An 18,001-nucleotide genomic window follows, 5' to 3' on the forward strand; every position below is an offset into this window, starting at 1 on the left:
ACCTACCAGGTTCCCCGCCACGCACCGGAAACAGGACTCGTCCGCCTGGCCTCGCGCCAGGCGTTTTTCATTCAGCATCGGTCCACAACCATGAATGCTCTTCTCGCCTTCTCCCGCCTGGTCGACGCGCTGAACCAGTTCGTCGGCAAGGCCGTCACCTGGTTGACCCTGGTGGTGGTGCTCGTCAGCGCGGGCAACGCCGTCGTGCGCAAGGTATTCCACACCAGCTCGAACGCCTGGCTGGAACTGCAGTGGTACCTGTTCGGCGCCATCTTCCTGCTGGCCGCGGGCTACACCTTGTTGAAGAACGAACACGTGCGCGTGGACATCGTCGCGCAGAAGCTGCCGCAGCGTACCCAGATCTGGATAGAGATCCTGGGGGTCGTGCTGTTCCTGATGCCGGCGTGCGTGCTGATCATGTGGCTGTCCTGGCCCGTGTTCGTCGATTCATTCGTCACCGACGAGCAGTCCTCCAATCCGGGCGGGCTGGTGCGCTGGCCCGTCAAGCTGCTGATTCCGGTCGGCTTCTTCCTGCTGGTGCTGGCGGGCCTGTCGCACCTGATCAAGTGCGTGGCCTTCCTGATGGGCAAGGGGCCCGATCCGCGCGAGCGGGACCGGGGCAAGACCGCCGAGGAAGAGCTGGCCGAGGAAATCGCCCGCGAGGCGCAGGCCCGCGAGGCCGCCGCCCATGGCAGCACGCAGGGAGGCCGCTGATGATCGACTTCCTGATCGCGAACCTGGCGCCGATCATGTTCGCCAACCTGGTGGTCTTTCTGCTGCTGGGATTCCCGGTGGCCTTCGCGCTGGCCGCCAACGGCATGCTGTACGCGCTGATCGGCATCGAACTGGGCCTCTTGACGCCGGTACTGTTCCAGGCGCTGCCGCAGCGGGTGTTCGGCATCATCGCCAACGATTCGCTGCTGGCGGTGCCTTTCTTCACCCTGATGGGGCTGGTGCTGGAGCGCTCCGGCATGGCCGAGGACCTGCTAGAGACCATCGGGCAACTGTTCGGGTCCCTGCGCGGCGGGCTGGCCATCGCCGTGGTATTCGTCGGCGCGATGCTGGCGGCGACCACGGGCGTGGTGTCGGCCTCGGTCATTTCCATGGGGCTGATCTCGCTGCCCATCATGCTGCGCTACGGCTACGACCGCAGGCTGGCCTCGGGCGTGATCGCGGCCTCGGGCACGCTGTCGCAGATCATCCCGCCCTCGCTGGTGCTGATCATCCTGGCCGACCAGCTGGGCCGGTCGATCGGCGACATGTACCGGGGCGCGATGCTGCCCGGCTTCCTGCTGGCCGGCGCCTACGTCGTGTACGTGGTGCTGGCGTCGCTGTTCCGGCCGGCCAGCGCGCCGGCCCTGCCCGAGGAGGCCCGGCGTTTCCAGGAACCCAACGGGACGCGCGGCGGCCGCTCGCTGCTGGTGCTGATGCTCGTCTCGGCGGGAATCGCCGCGCTGGTCGGCGATTATCTCGAACACGACACCGCGCCGGTGGACGAGCGCATCGTGCTGACCATGCTGATCTGGGGCGTGTCGGCCTTCGTCATCGCGCTGGCCAACAAGGTGTTGCGGCTGGGGTGGCTGTCGGCGCTGGCCGAGCGGGTCACCTTCGTGATGATCCCGCCGCTGTTCCTGATCTTCCTGGTGCTGGGGACCATCTTCATCGGCGTGGCCACGCCCACCGAGGGCGGCGCGATGGGGGCGGTGGGGGCCATCGCGATGGCGCTCATCCGCAAGCGCCTGTCGCTGAACCTGCTCAAGCAGGCCATGGACACCACGACCAAGCTGTCCTGCTTCGTGGTGTTCATCCTGATCGGTTCCACCGTGTTCGGCCTGACCTTCCGCGCCGTCAGCGGCGACCTGTGGGTCGAACACCTGCTGACTTCGGTGCCCGGCGGCCAATGGGGTTTCCTGATCGTCGTCAGCGTGCTGACCTTCGTGCTGGCCTTCTTCCTGGACTTTTTCGAGCTGGCCTTCATCATCGTGCCGCTGCTGGGGCCGGTGGCCGAGAAGATGGGCATAGACCTGATCTGGTTCGGCGTGCTGCTGGCGGTCAACATGCAGACGTCGTTCATGCATCCGCCCTTCGGTTTCGCGCTGTTCTACCTGCGCTCGGTGGCGCCCAAGGAGGACTACCTGGACAAGGTCACGGGCAAGCGTATCGCCAAGGTGACCACCGGCCAGATCTACTGGGGCTCCATCCCCTTCATCGTCATCCAGTTGCTGATGGTGGCCATCGTGATGCTGGTGCCGGGGCTGGTGATGCACTACAAGGGCGACCAGGCCGTGGTGGATCCGGGCAGCGTCAAGATCGAGGTGGACAGCACGTACGGCGAAAGCTACGGAGGCGGGGGCGTCTACGGCGAAGAGCCCGCGCAAGGGCAGGGGCAGGGACAGGAGAGCAAGGACCCGAACGCCGACTTCAAGTAGCGCGTTGCGCCGCGGCGGCGATCTCCTGGGTCACCGCGGCGGCGCAGTGGCGCACCAGTTCGGCATAGCCTTCCTCGTTCACCAGCTTCTCGCGCCTTTTCTCGTAGACCAGGGTGGTGGCGCCAACGACGTGGCGCCCATCGTTGAAGATGGGCGCCGCGATGCCGATGACGCCCGGGTCGATTTCCTCGCGCGAGACGTAGTGGCCATCCTTGCGTATGCGCTTGTAGTGCCGGGCGAAGGACGGCCAGTCGCCGGCGATGGCCCGCACCTCGGCATCGGCCTTGTGGCGCTCGTACAGCCGCTTCAGGCGCGCTGTCTGGAGGTTGGCCAGGATCACCGCCGAGGCGGCGCCCTTGAACAGCGGCATCAGGTGGCCGCGGTCCAGGCTCATGGGCGTGAGTTCGCCCGCGAGTTCGTGGTGGCTGTGCACGATCTCGTCGCCGTAGATGTTGCACAGCACGACCGTCATGGCCGTGCGCTGGGCCAGTTCGCGCATGCTGGCGCGGCTGGCCAGCAGGATGGGCTCGGACCGCCGGATGCGGTAGTCGAGCTCGATGATCTTCGCGCCCAGCGCGTAGCGCCCGGCGATCTTCGCCAAGAGGCCGGTCTCGCACAGTTGCTTGACGTAGCGGAAGGCGGTGGGCCGGGAAACTTCGAGCAGGTCGGCGATTTCCTCGGCCGCCAGCGTGATCCTGGCTTCGGAGAAGAGGTCCAGGACCTGGAGGACTTTGGCGAACTGGGACATGGCGGGATCGATGTACCTCGGTATTCGGCGCGCCGGCCATGCCGGCCGGCGCGCTCGCAGGCATGATGGTAATCAATCCCGCGCCGGCCCGCCCGGTCAGCGGGGAGCGGCGGCCGGGGCCTCGAAGTCCGCCGCGATCTTGCGGCGGGTCCAGTCGATGATGGTGTCCATGCACTGCGCGAGTTCCCGGGGCTGGCCCAGGTAGTAGTGGGTCGCGCCATGGATCTGCACGAATTCCTTGTCCGGGGTGCCGAGCGCGGCATGGATCAGGGGGTTGTGCGTGGCGGGCACGGCGTCGTCCGCCTCGTTCTCGATCTGCAGGACGGGAACCCGGCGTATCCGCGCGGCGTTCACGGGGCCCTTGATGTTGGAGTGGTCGTAGGACCATTGCGACAGCCAGCTGCGCAGCGTGCTGAAGCGGGCCAGGCCGGCGGGCCCGGAGTTGACCACGCGCGGGTCGCCCAGGTAGCACCAGTTCGGCTTGCGGCCGTTGGGGTCCACCGCGGGATCGAGCCAGCGCACGTCGCACATGGTGCGATGGACCACGAAGCCGCGTTCGCGCTCGCCCGACGACGAACGCTTGAGCCGGTCCAGCGTATCGAGCACCCACGCGCTGATGCGGCGATTGCGCGCCAGCTGCTCCGCTCGGAAGCGCGCCACGAAGTCCTGCGCGTAGGGAGGCCGATTGGGGCAGTCGGGGGCGTAGATGTCGAGTTCGAGGTCGCGGTCCTCGGGGTCCAGCTCGTTGCGGACCGAAGGGTCCAGCCATTCGGTCAGGGTTTCCGGCCGGCTCAGGTGGGCGGCGATGAAGATGATGCCGTCCGCCGGCGTCAGGCCCGCCTGTGTCAGGTCATAGGGATCGCCCGCGGGCGTATGCGTGATCGAGGGCGCCTCGGCCTGGGCCTCGTAGAACAGCGACAGCGCGCCGCCGCCCGACCATCCGACCAGCACCACTTTTTCGTAGCCCAGTTCTTCGCGCGCGTAGCGCATGTAGGCGCCCAGGTCGGCCGCCACCTTTTCCATGATCAGGGCCGAATCGTTCTTGGCGTAGCGGCTGCCGGCGCACAGCACGTGCATGCCCGACTCGGCCAGCGCCACGGGCATGGGCAGCAGTTGCAGCGTCGAGGCCGGATGCATGAACAGGAACACGACCTTGGACGGCACGTCGCGGGGCACCAGGCGCTGGCCCTCGAGCACGGTATAGCCCTGGCTGCCGTTGAAGCCGTAGGTTTCCACCATTTCGACCGGCTCGCGGAATTGCAGGATGACGGGAATGCGGTCGAAGGCGTGCTTGGACGGCGTGGACATGACGCGGGTTTCCTTGTGGGTTGCGGGGCGGGCGGTTAGCGGTGGGCGGCCAGGGGCCGGGTGCGGACCCAGTCCGCCAGTTCGGCATGGGCCGAGGCCTTGAATTCGTCGAGCCGGGCGGGGGGCGCGGTGCGCGTGGTCAGTTCGAGCCGGATGCCGTTGGGATCGAAGAAGTAGATGGACCGGACGAAGCCGTGGTCCGTCACTCCCAGTACCTCGACGCCGTCCGCCTCCAGCCGGGCGCGGGCCGCGTGGAGCTCGGCCTCGGATTCGACCTGCAGCGCGATGTGGTTGACCCAGTCCGGGGTATTGGCCGAGGGCAGGGCCGCCTGGCCGTCGCCCAGGTCGAAGAAGGCCATGTAGGAACCGTCCCGCATCTCGAAGAAGATGTGGACGTAGGGGCAGTATTCGCCGGTGCTGGGCACGTGGTCGGCACGGATCACGTGCGCGAGCGGCAGGCCCAGGAGGTCTTCGTAGAAGTGGCGGGTTTCCTCGGCATCCCTGCACCGGTAGGCGTAGTGATGCAGGCCTTGTATGGGAACGAGCGCTGCCATGGTGTCTCCTTGCTCCCCGGGCCGGCCGGTGCCGGGCAGGGACTGTCGATGATGTGGCAGCGATTTTGGACTAAATTTATAAAAGTATCAATATCAGATACTTTTAATTTAAATATGGTGTTAAGGGTTCGATAAAAATTATCAATAATTTCTGTTTTTGCAAAACAAAAGCCGCCCCCTGGGGCGGCTGCGGGAAGGCCGGGGCGGTCCGTCGCGGACCGCGCCGGGGTCAGAGGAAGGAAGGCCGGGCCTTCAGCGCGGCCGGGCTGTAGCCGGCGACTTTCTTGTAGTTGTCGGAGATGGCTTGCAGCTCGGCCTGCGAAACGATGGGTTCGAGCTGTTCGAATCGCTTGCCGCCCGTGCGCTCGAAGACCTCGCGCAGGATGGCGTCGGGCGGATTCGTGCGGTTGGTCAGCACCACCTGGGTGGTCGCCGCGACCCGGGCCTTGTCGTAGTCCTGCAAGGCGTCCATGGTCAGGCCGCGCTGCTTCAACTGGCCCGCCAGATAGCGCGCGTCGATGATGGCCTGGCCCGCGCCGTTCGACCCACGCGGCACCATGGGGTGGGCGGCGTCGCCCAGCAGCGTCAGGCGGCCCTGGGTCCAGGTGGGCAGCGGATCCTGGTCCACCATCGGATATTCCAGGATGGAGTCCGAGGACCGGATCAGGGCGGGAACGTCCAGCCAATCGAAATGCCAGTTCTCGAAGGCGGGCAGGAAGTCTTCCAGCCTGCCGGGCCGGCTCCAGTCGCGGATGGCCGGGTTGGGGTCGGTGATCTCCGCCACCCAGTTGATCAACTGGCCGCCCTTGCCGTCGACGTCGTTGCGGATGGGATAGATCACCATCTTGCCCACGTCCAGCCAGCCCGCGCGCACCATGCTGGCCTCGCTCAGGAACGGTTTCCATACCGCGGTCCCGCGCCACATGTTGACGCCCGAATAGCGCGGCGCGCCTTCCTGCGGATAAAGCTGCTTGCGCAGGGCCGAGTGCACGCCGTCGCAGGCGATCAGCAGGCGGGCCTGCACGTCGGGCAGGCGTTCGCCCTCGGGCGAGACGAAATGCGCGGTGATCGAGTCGGCGTCCTGCGTGGCGCCGGTGCAGCGGTGGCCGCAGACCACGGCGTCCGGGCCCAGGCGCTGCTTGACGGCGTCGAACAGCACGGTCTGCAGGTCGCCCCGGTGGATGGAGTATTGCGGCCAGTCGAAGCCGGCGGCCAGGCCCGCGGCTTCGCGGAATACGAACTGTCCGTGTTCGTTGAAGAAGATCGATTCGCGCGTGCGCACGCCCACCTTGTCCAGTTCGGGCAGCAGCCCCAGCTCGGACAGCTCGCGCGCCGCGTGGGGCAGGACGTTGATGCCCACGCCCAGCGGCCGCAGCTCGGGCGCGGCCTCGTAGATGCGGCAGGCGATGCCGGCCTGGTGGAGACTCAGGGCCAGCGTCAGCCCGCCTATTCCGGCGCCGATGATGACCACGTCCTCTTTGCTGCTCATGTTCGCACCCTCGTGAAGAACTTTCTCGCGGATCCCCGACCGGGAACCGCTGGTGCTGGTATTAGGCGCCAGAACGTATTATTTTTGAAGTTTAGATATGATATGAATACATATTAGAGTTTTATGAATCTCTCATTGCGCCAGTTACAGGTGTTCCTGCACGTCGCGCGTATCGGCAATTTCACTCGTGCCGCCGAGAAGGCCCACATGACGCAGGCCGGGCTGAGCATCATGATCCGCGAGATGGAAAAGCAGCTCGATTGCCGGCTGTTCGACCGCACGACCCGCATGGTGGTGCTGACCGACGCCGGCCGCGACCTGCTGCCGGTGGCGCAGCGGGTGGTGGGCGACCTGGAAGAGGTGGTGTCCAAGCTGGGCGTGGCCGGCCGGCGCGCGCGCCAGACGCTGCGCATCGCCGCCACGCCGCTGATCTCGTCCAACATCCTGCCTCGGGTGTTCCAGCTGTTCAAGCAATCCCACCCGCACGTGGAGCTGCGGCTGGCCGATACCGACCTGCCGCAGGTCGAAGCGCTGGTGGCCGGCGGCGAGGCCGACATCGGGCTGGGGTTCTTCTTCAAGACGATGGCGGGGCTGGACCGGGCGCCGGTGGGCAAGTTCCGGCTGATGCGCGTGGCGCCCACCGAGGGGGCGCCGGGCCGGCCGGTGGGCACGGCCGCCTGGGCCAGCCTGCGCGACGTGCCGTTGATCGGCCTGCCGCCGGCCAATCCCATCCAGCGGCTGATCGAACCGCACCTGGAGAAGATCGGGCGTGGCAACGAGGACCGGCCCAGCTTCAATTTCTTCGAGACCCTGATCTCCATGGTCGAGGCAGGGCTGGGCACGGCCGTCATCCCCACCTTTGCCCTGGTGGCCTGCCACCGGCACCGGGTGGCGACCGACCTGCTGACCAAGCCGGCCGTCAGCCTGGACCTCTATCAGGTGACGCGGCGCGGTTTCAAGGTGCCGCCCGTCATGGAGGACTTCCGCGCGACCCTGATGGAGGCGCTGCCGGCCGTCGGCGGGTAGGGCAGGCCGCCCGGCTCGCAAGGCCCGGGCGGATGCGATAATCCGCCAGGTTCGCGCGTCGGTCCTGGCGCGCAGGAAAAGGAGATGGCCCACCGGCCCCGCATATGTTGCTGCAAGTGATTTATCTGGTCGCGATCACCGCCGAGGCCGCCTCGGGCGCGATCATGGGCATGAGACGCCGCATGGACCTGTTCGGGGTCTGCGTCGTCGGCACGGTCACGGCCCTGGGCGGCGGCTCCATCCGCGACGTGCTGCTCGGCCACTATCCGCTGGGCTGGGTGGCCCATCCCGAATATCTCTTCTTCACCGTGGGCGCGGCCCTGGCCGCGGCGCTCCTGGTCCGCTACATGCACCGGGTGCGCATGGCCTTCCTGTTGCTGGACGCGCTGGGGCTGGTCGCCTTCGCCGTGATCGGCTGCGACGTCGCCGCGGCGGCGGGCGCGCATCCGGCCATCGTGGTGCTGATGGGCATGGTGACGGGCATATGCGGCGGGCTGTTGCGCGACATTCTCTGCAATCAGGTGCCGCTGGTCCTGCGCCGCGACCTGTACGCCTCCGTCGCGCTGGCGACGGGCACCCTGTACGTGCTGCTGCAGCGCTACGGCATCGGGCACGATCAGGCCACGGCCGTCGCGCTGGTCGCCGGCTTCCTGTTCCGCATGGTGGCGATCCGCTGGAGCCTGACCCTGCCCGTCTTCACGACCCGAACGCCTCCCGAACATTGAAGGAACGTCCTCGATGAGCCAGACCTCTTTGCAGTACCGTACCTTCCTGCTCCTGCTGGTGCTGGTCACGCTGGCGTTCGGCTGGCTGCTGTGGCCGTTCTTCGGGGCGGTGTTCTGGGGGGCCATCCTGGCCATCATCTTCTTCCCGATGCAACGGCGGCTGGTGACGGCGTTCGGCGGCCGCAGCAACCTGGCGGCGCTGGCCACGCTGGGGGTGTGCGTGCTCATCGTCATCATTCCCGTGTCGCTGATCGCGGGCGCCATCGTCAGCCAGGGCGCCGGGCTGTACGAGCAGATCAAGGCCGGCGACATCGACTTCCGCGCATACCTGGACCAGGCCATGACGGCCCTGCCGTCCACCGCCCGGGGCCTGCTGGAGAAATTCGGCCTCGTCGACGTGAACAGCGTCCAGGACAAGCTGGCCCAGATGGCCACCCGGGGCAGCCAGTTCTTCGCCACCCAGGCGCTGAACATCGGCCAGAACACGTTCCAGTTCGTCATCAGCCTGGGCGTGATGCTGTACCTGCTGTTCTTCCTGCTGCGCGACGGACCCGTCCTGTCGGCGCGGGTCCGCCAGGCCCTGCCGCTGACCGAGGAACACAAGCGCCACCTGTTCCGCAAGTTCATCGCGGTCGTGCGCGCCACGGTCAAGGGCAACATCGTGGTGGCCATCACCCAGGGCGTGCTGGGCGGCCTGATCTTCTGGATCCTGGACATCAAGGGCGCGCTGCTGTGGAGCGTCGTCATGGCCTTCCTGTCGCTGCTGCCGGCGGTGGGGGCGGGACTGATCTGGGGCCCGGTCGCCATCTATTTCCTGCTGACCGGCGCCGTGCTGCAGGGGGTCATCCTGACGCTGTACGGCATCCTGGTGATCGGCCTGGTCGACAACGTGCTGCGCCCCATCCTGGTCGGCAAGGACACCCGCATGCCGGATTACGTGATCCTGATCTCGACCCTGGGCGGCATGGCGCTGTTCGGCATCAACGGTTTCGTGATCGGCCCGCTGATCGCCGCGCTGTTCATGGCGGTCTGGGACCTGTTCTCGTCGATAGACGGCCCGCCTTCGGCCGACGGGAACTGATTCCTTCCCGCGCCGGCCGTTGCGGAATTCCGGAACGGCCGGCGGCCCGCGTGGCGGAATTCTGGCCGCCCCCTCCGTTCCCGCTTTTCCTTCCCTCTTGAAAATGCCAATGAAAACAGGCTCTTGCCGCGCGATCGCGCGGCAAGGCCGCGTTGGCATGAGTGTTGCTAAATCTCCGTCGCTGTAACGAGAAGATTCAAGACACCCGACAGGAGGAGACAGGAATGAGACCCGAGACAGAACGCGGGCGGCGCGCGCGCGCCCATGGATATGGCGTGGGCCGGCTGGCCTTGGCGGCGGGTACCGCCGCGGTGCTGGCCGCTGCCTGCGGAGGCGATGACGGGGATGGCGGATCGCCCCCGGGGCCGCCGCCCGCGCCGGCCCTCAAACTGAGCACGGTGTCCTCGCTGCCGGACTACGTCACGGGCGACGACGCGCTGGTGCGGCTGGAAGTGCCGGTCGGCGTCAGCGGCACGCCGGAGGTCATGCTGGGCAAGAGCGACGTGTCACGCGCCTTCACCCAGGTCGGCGACCGCACCTGGCAGGGGCTGGTGCGCGGCATGACGCTGGGCGAGAACACGTTGCGCGCCCAGGTGGGCGATTCGACCGCCACGCTGGTGGTCACGAACTATCCCATCACCGGGCCGATGCTTTCCGGCCCGCACCAGAAGCCCTTCCTGTGCACGACGACCAGCTTCGGCCGGCTGGGCGGCGGTACCCTGGACGGTCCCTTCGGCGAACATTGCTCCACCAACACGCGGGTCGACTACTTCTACCGGAACAAGTCGGGGGGCAACAGCCGCTGGAATACGCCCACGGCCTATCCGGTCGACATGACCTATATCACCATCGACGAGGGCAAGCCGACCGAGCGCACGGTGCCGTATCTCGTGCGGCTGGAGACGGGAACCATCAACCGCGGCATCTACCAGTCGGCGATGCTGCACGATCCGCTCAACGATGGCGAGATCGGACCCAACAAGCGCTCGAAGGCCTGGAACGGCAAGCTGATGTATCCGCTGGGAGGCGGCTGCCAGGGCGGCTGGTATACGCAGGGCGCGACCTTCGGCACCCTGATCGTCGACGAGTGGATGAAGCAGGGCTATGCGGCCGTCACCTCCACGCTGAACATCTTCGGCTCGAACTGCAACGACCTGCTATCGTCCGAGACCGTGGCGATGACCAAAGAGCGCTTCATCGAGGCCTACGGCGCGCCGGTCTACACGATAGGCACGGGCGGCTCGGGCGGCGCCTACCAGAGCTTCCAGACTTCCGACAACTATCCGGGCCTGTTCGACGGCATCATCGTGAACATGGTGTTCCCGGACGTGACCTCGGCGACGCTGTTCAAGGTTTTCGACTCGCGGCTGCTGAACAACTACTTCAATCGCGCGGGCGGGCTGGCCTATTCCGACGAGAAGAAGAAGGCGATCTCCGGCTACCTGCAGGTCGGCAACATCGCCAACATGAGCGGCAGCGCCGGCCGGCTGGATCCGGTGGTCTCGTTCCCGGCGGGCTTCGAGGAAAGCCGGAAGTACCACCCCGTCAACAACCAGGGCGGCAGCCGGGCCACCGTATATGACCATACGGTGAACGTCTACGGCAAGGACAGCCGGGGGTTCGCGCTGCGGCCGATCGACAACGTCGGCGTGCAGTACGGCCTGAAGGCGCTGAACGACGGCGTCATCACGGTGGACGAGTTCCTGGACCTGAACGCCAACATCGGCGGCCTGGACGTGGACCTGAAGCCCACGGCGGCGCGCACGGCGGGCGACATCGACGCCATCCGCCGCGCCTACCAGTCGGGCCGCATCACCCACGGCGGGGGCGGCCTGGCCTCGACCGCCGTCCTGGAGCACCGCGACTACTTCGACAACGCGGTGAACGGCGACATCCACAACAAGATCCATTCGTACTCGGTGCGCGAGCGCCTGAAGGCGGCCAACGGGCATTTCGACAACCACGTCATGCTCGGACCGGGCCGGGTGGGCGACAACCTGCTGCAGCTCATGGACCAGTGGCTGATGGGCGTGGTGGGCGACACCTCCGACCAGCCCAGGTCGCGCAAGGTCGTCTCGCACAAGCCCGCGGGGCTGGCCGATGCCTGCTGGGACGGCGACGGCAACAAGATCGTCGAGCCGTCCACGGCCTTCGGGGACGGGCGCTGCAACCAGCTCTACCCGGCGGGCACCACGCCGCGCCTGGTAGCCGGCGAACCGTTGGCCGACAACATCGTCAAGTGCCAGCTCAAGGCGGTGGATCCGGCCGACTACAAGGCCACGCTGAACGCCGGCCAGTTGGAGCGTCTGCGCCAGATCTTCCCCGGCGGCGTGTGCGACTGGAGCAAGCCCGGCGTGGAGCAGCAGCCGCTCAAGGGCACGTGGCTCTCGTTCGGCCCGTCCCCCAAGAACCAATTGTTCGACGTCACCCGTCCTTAAGGAGCAAGACATGAAGTTTCTTTCCACGCTATCGCTGGGTGTCCTGGCGGCTCTGGCCGCGCCGGCCCAGGCGCAGGATTTCCCCGGCAGCGCGCCCATCGTCGCCGTCGTGCCGTTCGCCGCGGGCGGCCCCACCGACAAGGTGGCGCGCGACGTGACGGCGGTCATGGCCAGGCACCTGAAGGGCCAGATCGTGATCGAGAACGTCGGCGGCGCGGGCGGCACCATAGGCGCGAAGAAGGTCGCCACCGCGCGCAACGACGGCCATACGGTGCTGATCCACCACATCGGCATGTCCACCGCGCCGGCACTGTACCGCCAACTGGGCTTCGATCCGCTCAAGGACTTCGAGATGATCGGCGAGATCGCCGACGTGCCGATGGTGCTGCTGGGCACCAAGAACCTGCCGCCGGACAACTTCAAGGACCTGCTGCCCTACATCAAGGCCAATTCCAGCAAGCTGTTCCTGGCCAATGCCGGCATCGGATCGGCCTCGCACCTGTGCGGCCTCCTGTTCATGAGCACCATAGGCACGCAGCTGGGTACGGTGCCCTACAAGGGGACCGCGCCGGCGCTGACCGACCTCATCGGCGGCCAGGTGAACCTGATGTGCGACCAGACCACCAACGTCGCCGGACAGATCAAGGCCGGCGTGGTCAAGCCCTACGTCGCGATGCAGTCCGCGCGCATCGATGCCTTCAAGGATATCCCCGCCGCGGCCGAGCAGGGGCTGCCGGGCATCGAGGTCAAGATCTGGCACGCGATGTATGCGCCCAAGGGGACGCCGCCGGCGGTGGTCGAGAAGCTCTCGGCCGCGTTGCAGGCGGCGGTCGAGGATCCCGTGTTCCGCGGCAAGATGGCGGAGCTGGGCGCGCAGGCGGCGACCGGCGAGCGGGCCCGGCCCGAGTCGCTGCGCAAGCATCTGGGCAACGAGATCGCCAAGTGGACGCCCGTGATCCGGGCGGCTGGCGTCTACGCCGACTAGGCGGCAGGGGAGCTTGCGCCATCCGTGGCGCAAGCTCCGATGTCTTTCCTGGCTTGCCTGGGATAAATTGCGGACACTAGAACGACAATCATGGATGGGGACTTGAGCGTCAATCCGCCTGCCCGCGGTTTTTCCAAGCGCCGCCTGGCGTGGGGCGGCGCCTGTCTGTTTGCCGCCGTGCTGGCGGTGATGCTGGCCTACATCTGGGGCGAGCGCACCGGCATCCAGGTGCTGCGACAGGGTGTCGAGCACCGGCTGGACATCTATGCCGGCGGGGTGCAGAGCGAGCTGACCCGCTACGATTACCTGCCGGGCATCCTGTCCCTGAACAAGGACGTGATCTCGCTGTTGCAGGATCCCGCCAACCCCGAGCGCATCGCCCGGGTCAACCTGTACCTGGAAACGGTCAACCGGAAAGCCGGATCCTCCGAGATCTACGTGATGAACATGGAGGGGCTGACGCTGGCCGCGAGCAACTGGAACCGCCCGCCCAGCTTCGTCGGCCGCAATTTCTCGTACCGGCCTTACTTCATCGACGCGGCCAAGGGGCTGCCGGGCCGCTTCTACGGCATCGGCACAGTCAGCCAGTCGCCGGGTTACTACTTTTCGTACGGCATCTATCACGACGGCAGGATGCTGGGCGTGGCGGCGCTGAAGGTCGATCTGGACAAGCTCGACGACGCATGGCTGCGCGCCGATGAGAAAGTGGTGGTGGTGGACGAGAACGGCGTGATCTTCCTGACCTCGGTGCCGGGCTGGAAATTCAAGACGCTGGCGCCGCTGTCGTCGCATACGCTGCAGAAGCTGGCGGTGACCCGCCAGTACCATCGCGCCGGCTCGCTCGAACCGCTGGGCATGGCCGAGGTGGGCAAACAGCCCGAGGGCGTGCGCATCGTGCAGTTCACCAGCGAGGCGGCGCACGAAGGCGAGGGCGGCAACTTCCTCGTGCCGTCCTACCTGGTCCAGAGCCGCCAGATACCGGGCACGCAATGGAAGCTGATGGCCTTGTCCAACATGGCGCCCATCCATGCGCGCGCCCGCAATATGGCCATCGCCGTGGCGCTGGCCATGGGGTTCCTGGCCATCTTGGGCCTGTATCTCCAGCAGCGGCGGCGAGCCATCGCGCAGAGCATGGCGGCCAGCGCGGCCTTGCGGCGCGCGCACGACGAGCTCGAACGCAAGGTGGCGGCGCGCACGCAGGCGCTGAGCAACGCCAACCGCCATCTGCAGACCGAGATCGCCGAACGCCGGCGCGCCGAGGAGGTCCTGAAGTCCACCATGGATGAGCTGGTGCAGGCGGGCAAGATGGCGGCGCTGGGCCAGATGGCCGCGGGTATCACGCATGAGCTGAACCAGCCGCTGGCCGCGCTGCGCACGCTGGCCGACAATGCCACGGTGCTGATGCAGCGGGGTCGGCAGGCCGACGCCGAAGAGAACCTGACCCTGATCGGGCAACTGATCGCCCGCATGGGCAAGATCACCGGCCAGTTGAAGAAGTTCGCGCGCAAGTCGCCGGCCCTGCTCAAGCCGACCTCGATCGCGGTGGCCGTGGCCGATGCCTGTTTCCTGCTCGAGCAGCGGCTGCGGCAGGAGCGGATCGAACTGTGCCTGAGCGTGCCGGAAGACGCCTGCGCCTATTGCGACGGCAACCGGCTGGAACAGATCCTGGTCAACCTGCTGGGCAATGCCATCGACGCGATGGCGCGCAGCGGCGTGCGGCGCCTGGAGGTGTCGGTCAGGGAAACGGGGGGGTGGGTCGTCATTTCGGTACTGGACAGCGGGCCGGGCATTCCGGACGAGGTCATGCGCCGGCTGTTCGAACCCTTTTTCACGACCAAGGAGCAAGGGGTGGGATTGGGCCTGGGGCTGGCAATCTCGGCAGGTATCGTGCGCGATTTCGGCGGCAGCCTGCGCGCCTGCAACCGGGAAGGGGGCGGGGCGGAATTCGTGCTGCAGCTGCGGCCGGCGAAGTTGGAGGAGACCATGGATGCATGAAGGATTGACAGTACTGTTCGTCGAGGACGACCCGGCGGTCAGGCTGGGCGGCAAGCAGGCGTTGCAACTGGCCGGCCTGGAGGTCAAGGCGTTCGAATCGGCCGAGCAGGCGATCAAGCAGATCGTGCCCGGGTTCCCCGGCGTGCTGGTGACGGACGTGAAGATGTCCGGCATGGACGGCATGGAACTGCTGCGCCGCGCGCTGGAGATCGACCCCTGCCTGCCGGTGATCCTGGTGACCGGCCACGGCGACATCTCGATGGCGGTGCAGGCCATGCGCCTGGGCGCCTACGATTTCATCGAGAAGCCCTTTTCGTCCGAGCACCTGAGCGAGGTCGTGCAGCGGGCGCTGGAGAAGCGCGGGCTGACGCTGGAAGTGCAGTCCCTGCGGCGGCAGCTGGACAATCGCATGGCCATCGAGAGCGCGCTGCTGGGCCGTTCGCCGGCCATGGTGGCCTTGAGAAAGGTGGTGCAGGACCTGGCCGACACCGACGCCGACGTCCTGGTGGTGGGCGAAACCGGCACCGGCAAGGAACTGGTGGCCCGGTGCCTGCACGACCACAGCCGGCGGCACGATCGCCATTTCTCGGCGTTGAACTGCGGCGGCATGCCCGAGACGCTGTTCGAGAGCGAAGTGTTCGGCCACGAGGCCGGCGCGTTCACCGGCGCGGCCAAGCGGCGCATCGGCAAGATCGAGTACGCGCGCGGAGGCACGCTGTTCCTGGACGAAATCGAGACCATGCCCATGGTGCTGCAGATCAAGCTATTGCGCACCTTGCAGGAACGGGTGTTCGAGCGGCTGGGCTCGAACGAGCCTCAGCCCATGGATTGCCGGGTGGTGGCCGCCACCAAGACCGATCTGCTGGCCGAGTCGGAGCGCGGCGCGTTCCGGCCGGACCTGTACTACCGGCTCAGCGTCGCGGTGCTGGAAATCCCGCCGCTGCGCGAACGGCGCGAGGACATCCCCCTGCTGTTCGAGCACTTCATCCTGCAGGCGGCCCTGCGCTACGGGCGCGAGGCGCCGGTGCTGTCGGGTTCCCAGTTGCAGTCGCTGATGGCGCACCACTGGCCGGGCAACGTGCGCGAGCTGCGCAACGTGGCCGACCGCTTCGTGCTGGGGCTGGCCAAGGACGGGCTGGCGGGCGCGGCGGCCAGCGTGAAGCGGTCCCTGGAGGAACAGATGACCAGCTTCGAACGCCTGCTGATCGAGGATGCGCTGAAGAACTGTTCGGGCCGCACGGCGGCGGCCAGCGAGATGCTGGGCCTGCCGCGCAAGACGCTGTACGACAAGATGCACAGGCTGGGCCTGAGCACCGACGACTTCAAACAGGCGTAAGGGCGCCCACCAGGCGCGGTCCGCTGGGCGGCCGCTTGCCGGCCGATGCCGGCGGCTCGGGAATCAGGACGTAGCGTCCGCCTTCCTGGGCCGCGGTATAGCCGGTGCCGCGCAGCAGGGTGTCCAGTCCGTCCTGGATGGTGTAGCGGCCCGTCAGCCCGGGCGTCGTCAGGCCCGCCACCAGGGCCGGATCGAACGACAGCCGTATGCCCGCCTGGCGGGCATATTTTTCGAGCGCGGGGCGCAGGTCGCCGCTGGAAATGGCGAAGTCCTGCCGGTGTTCGGCCGAGGCCGTCGGGCCGGCCTGTGCGTGCGGCATGCCGGGCAGGGCCAGCAGCCAGCCTATCGACAGGGCCACGGGTACCGCCACGAGCAGCGATTTGCCCGGAACGTTGAACGTCCGCCGTTTGGCGCGGCGGGGCCGCAGGGGGATCACTTGGCACGTCATACGAGTCTCCTGTTGCGGGACTGCGCCGTGGCGCGACCTGCTTGTAATTGTTCGATGACGCCCCTAGCGTAGCACGCCGCGCCCCATCTAGCTGGCGACCCGCACGACCAGCTTGCCGAAGTTGTGGCCCTGCAGCAGGCCCATGAAGGCAGCGGGGGCGTTTTCCAGGCCTTCCACCACGTCTTCCCGGTACTTGATGCGCCCGTCGGCGATCCAGTCCGACATCTGGCGCGAGAACTCCCGGTAGAGCGGGCCATACCAGTCGGAGACGATGAAGCCCTGGATGCGCAGGCTCTTGGTCAGCGCCAGCCGCATCAGCATGGGCAGGCGGTCCGGGGCTTCCACGCCGGGCACGGCGTTGTATTGCGAGATCAGGCCGCACAGCGGAATGCGGGCATGGCGGTTGAGCAGCGGCAGCACCGCATCGAACACGGCGCCGCCCACGCTCTCGAAATAGACGTCGATGCCGTTGGGGCTGGCCGCCGCCAGCCGTTGGGCGAGGTTGGCCGCGCGATGGTCCACGCAGGCATCGAAGCCCAGTTCGCGGACCGCATGGTCGCACTTGTCCGGTCCGCCGGCGATGCCGACCACGCGGCAGCCGTGCAGCCGCGCGAGCTGTCCCACCACCGATCCGACGGCCCCGGTCGCGGCGGCCACGGCCACCGTCTCGCCGGCCTTGGGCGTGCCGATCTGCATCAGGCCCACGTAGGCGGTGAATCCGGGCATGCCCAGCACGCCCAGGGACCAGGAAGGGTGGGCGAGGTCCGGCGGCAGGCGGGTGAGGCCCTTGCCCGACGACAGCGCGTAGTCCTGCCACCCGCTGGCGGCCAGGACCAGGTCGCCGGCGGCGAAGTCCGGGTGGCGCGACTCGGCCACGCGGCACACCGTGCCGCCCAGCATGACGTCGCCGACCTCCAGCGGCTTTGCATACGAAGCGGCGTCGCTCATGCGGCCGCGCATGTAGGGGTCGAGCGAAAGATAGAGCGTGCGCAGCAGTACCTGGCCGTCCGCCGGGCCGGGCACGGCCTGGGTGTCCAGGCGGAAATCCTCGGGCGCCGGTATTCCGGCGGGGCGCCTGGCCATGACGATGCGGCGGTTCATGGGCGCGGACGGGGGCATCTCGTTCTCCTGGCGGTCGTGGTCGGGCACGTCTCGTGCTGATCGGTGAAGTTCCACCCGTAGTGGTGGATCGGATCAACGATAAGCCGTTCGGAGCATTTATGAAACCTTCGTCCAGCAAGCCCTCCGGGCCGGCCGTCCGGCCCGCCCCCGAACCGGAGCGGGAGCCCGCCGAGACCGATCTCAAGCGCGAACAAACGGCCCGGCAGAACGATCGGAATATCTCCGCCGACGACCTGGGCCGCGCGCCCCGGTCGAACAAGTTGTCGGGCAGTGGCATCGACGTGGCGGGGCCCGGCGGAAAATAGCCGGCCGCCGCC

At 67.3% G+C, this 18,001-nt stretch carries 16 protein-coding genes; 10 read left to right on the forward strand and 6 right to left on the reverse strand.

What is annotated here, in order from left to right; all coding sequences use genetic code 11:
• The first annotated feature begins 90 nt into the window (after positions 1 to 90).
• Together EV675_RS12655 and EV675_RS12660 are read left to right on the forward strand one after the other, a co-directional pair.
• A complete protein-coding gene (locus EV675_RS12655) occupies positions 91 to 714 on the forward strand; it encodes a TRAP transporter small permease subunit (RefSeq protein ID WP_130357570.1) in 624 nt (207 codons plus the stop codon).
• Between the two features lie 2 nt (positions 715 to 716).
• Positions 717 to 2,429 (forward strand): TRAP transporter large permease, encoded by a 1,713-nt coding sequence (locus EV675_RS12660; RefSeq protein ID WP_130358008.1) that lies wholly within the window; start codon positions 717 to 719, stop codon positions 2,427 to 2,429.
• Here EV675_RS12660 and EV675_RS12665 read toward each other — a convergent pair.
• The 4 genes from EV675_RS12665 to EV675_RS12680 form a co-directional block, all read right to left on the reverse strand.
• Complete coding sequence (locus tag EV675_RS12665) at positions 2,422 to 3,177, reverse strand: IclR family transcriptional regulator (protein WP_130357571.1); 756 nt, start codon at positions 3,175 to 3,177, stop codon at positions 2,422 to 2,424. The genes EV675_RS12660 and EV675_RS12665 overlap by 8 nt on opposite strands.
• 96 nt (positions 3,178 to 3,273) lie before the next feature.
• Complete coding sequence (locus tag EV675_RS12670) at positions 3,274 to 4,485, reverse strand: alpha/beta hydrolase family protein (RefSeq protein ID WP_130357572.1); 1,212 nt, start codon at positions 4,483 to 4,485, stop codon at positions 3,274 to 3,276.
• 35 nt (positions 4,486 to 4,520) lie between these two features.
• A complete protein-coding gene (locus tag EV675_RS12675; RefSeq protein WP_130357573.1) occupies positions 4,521 to 5,039 on the reverse strand; it encodes a VOC family protein in 519 nt (172 codons plus the stop codon).
• 229 nt (positions 5,040 to 5,268) lie between these two features.
• Entirely contained in the window at positions 5,269 to 6,528 is a 1,260-nt protein-coding gene (locus EV675_RS12680) for a flavin-dependent oxidoreductase (protein ID WP_130357574.1), read from the reverse strand.
• A 123-nt stretch (positions 6,529 to 6,651) separates the two neighbouring features.
• On the opposite strand from EV675_RS12680, the gene EV675_RS12685 reads away from it, so the two are divergent.
• The 7 genes from EV675_RS12685 to EV675_RS12715 all read left to right on the forward strand — a co-directional run bounded on the left by EV675_RS12685 (position 6,652) and on the right by EV675_RS12715 (position 16,114).
• Complete coding sequence (locus EV675_RS12685) at positions 6,652 to 7,554, forward strand: LysR family transcriptional regulator (protein WP_130357575.1); 903 nt, start codon at positions 6,652 to 6,654, stop codon at positions 7,552 to 7,554.
• A 110-nt stretch (positions 7,555 to 7,664) separates the two neighbouring features.
• A complete protein-coding gene (locus tag EV675_RS12690; protein ID WP_207221982.1) occupies positions 7,665 to 8,279 on the forward strand; it encodes a trimeric intracellular cation channel family protein in 615 nt (204 codons plus the stop codon).
• 13 nt (positions 8,280 to 8,292) lie between these two features.
• Complete coding sequence (locus EV675_RS12695; RefSeq protein WP_130357577.1) at positions 8,293 to 9,360, forward strand: AI-2E family transporter; 1,068 nt, start codon at positions 8,293 to 8,295, stop codon at positions 9,358 to 9,360.
• Positions 9,361 to 9,584: 224 nt separating this feature from the next.
• Positions 9,585 to 11,798, forward strand: coding sequence for a DUF6351 family protein (locus EV675_RS12700; protein WP_242621396.1), 2,214 nt, complete (start codon positions 9,585 to 9,587; stop codon positions 11,796 to 11,798).
• A 10-nt stretch (positions 11,799 to 11,808) separates the two neighbouring features.
• A complete protein-coding gene (locus tag EV675_RS12705) occupies positions 11,809 to 12,783 on the forward strand; it encodes a tripartite tricarboxylate transporter substrate-binding protein (protein WP_130357578.1) in 975 nt (324 codons plus the stop codon).
• A 102-nt stretch (positions 12,784 to 12,885) separates the two neighbouring features.
• On the forward strand, positions 12,886 to 14,778 hold the full coding sequence (locus EV675_RS12710) for a sensor histidine kinase (RefSeq protein ID WP_165404571.1): 1,893 nt from the start codon (positions 12,886 to 12,888) through the stop codon (positions 14,776 to 14,778).
• Entirely contained in the window at positions 14,771 to 16,114 is a 1,344-nt protein-coding gene (locus tag EV675_RS12715; RefSeq protein WP_130357580.1) for a sigma-54-dependent transcriptional regulator, read from the forward strand. Before EV675_RS12710 ends, EV675_RS12715 begins: the two co-directional genes overlap by 8 nt.
• Here EV675_RS12715 and EV675_RS12720 read toward each other — a convergent pair.
• Both EV675_RS12720 and EV675_RS12725 read right to left on the reverse strand, forming a co-directional pair.
• Positions 16,101 to 16,562: an STN domain-containing protein gene (locus EV675_RS12720; RefSeq protein WP_130357581.1), complete on the reverse strand. Its 462-nt coding sequence runs from the start codon at positions 16,560 to 16,562 to the stop codon at positions 16,101 to 16,103. The two genes, EV675_RS12715 and EV675_RS12720, sit on opposite strands and share 14 nt — an antisense overlap.
• Before the next feature lie 87 nt (positions 16,563 to 16,649).
• A complete protein-coding gene (locus EV675_RS12725; protein WP_130357582.1) occupies positions 16,650 to 17,681 on the reverse strand; it encodes an NADP-dependent oxidoreductase in 1,032 nt (343 codons plus the stop codon).
• A gap of 101 nt (positions 17,682 to 17,782) precedes the next feature.
• Between EV675_RS12725 and EV675_RS12730 the strand changes: the two genes are divergently transcribed.
• Positions 17,783 to 17,989, forward strand: coding sequence for a hypothetical protein (locus tag EV675_RS12730; RefSeq protein WP_130357583.1), 207 nt, complete (start codon positions 17,783 to 17,785; stop codon positions 17,987 to 17,989).
• Positions 17,990 to 18,001 lie beyond the last annotated feature (12 nt).

This window comes from Pigmentiphaga kullae (genome assembly GCF_004216695.1).
Taxonomy (GTDB): domain Bacteria; phylum Pseudomonadota; class Gammaproteobacteria; order Burkholderiales; family Burkholderiaceae_B; genus Pigmentiphaga; species Pigmentiphaga kullae.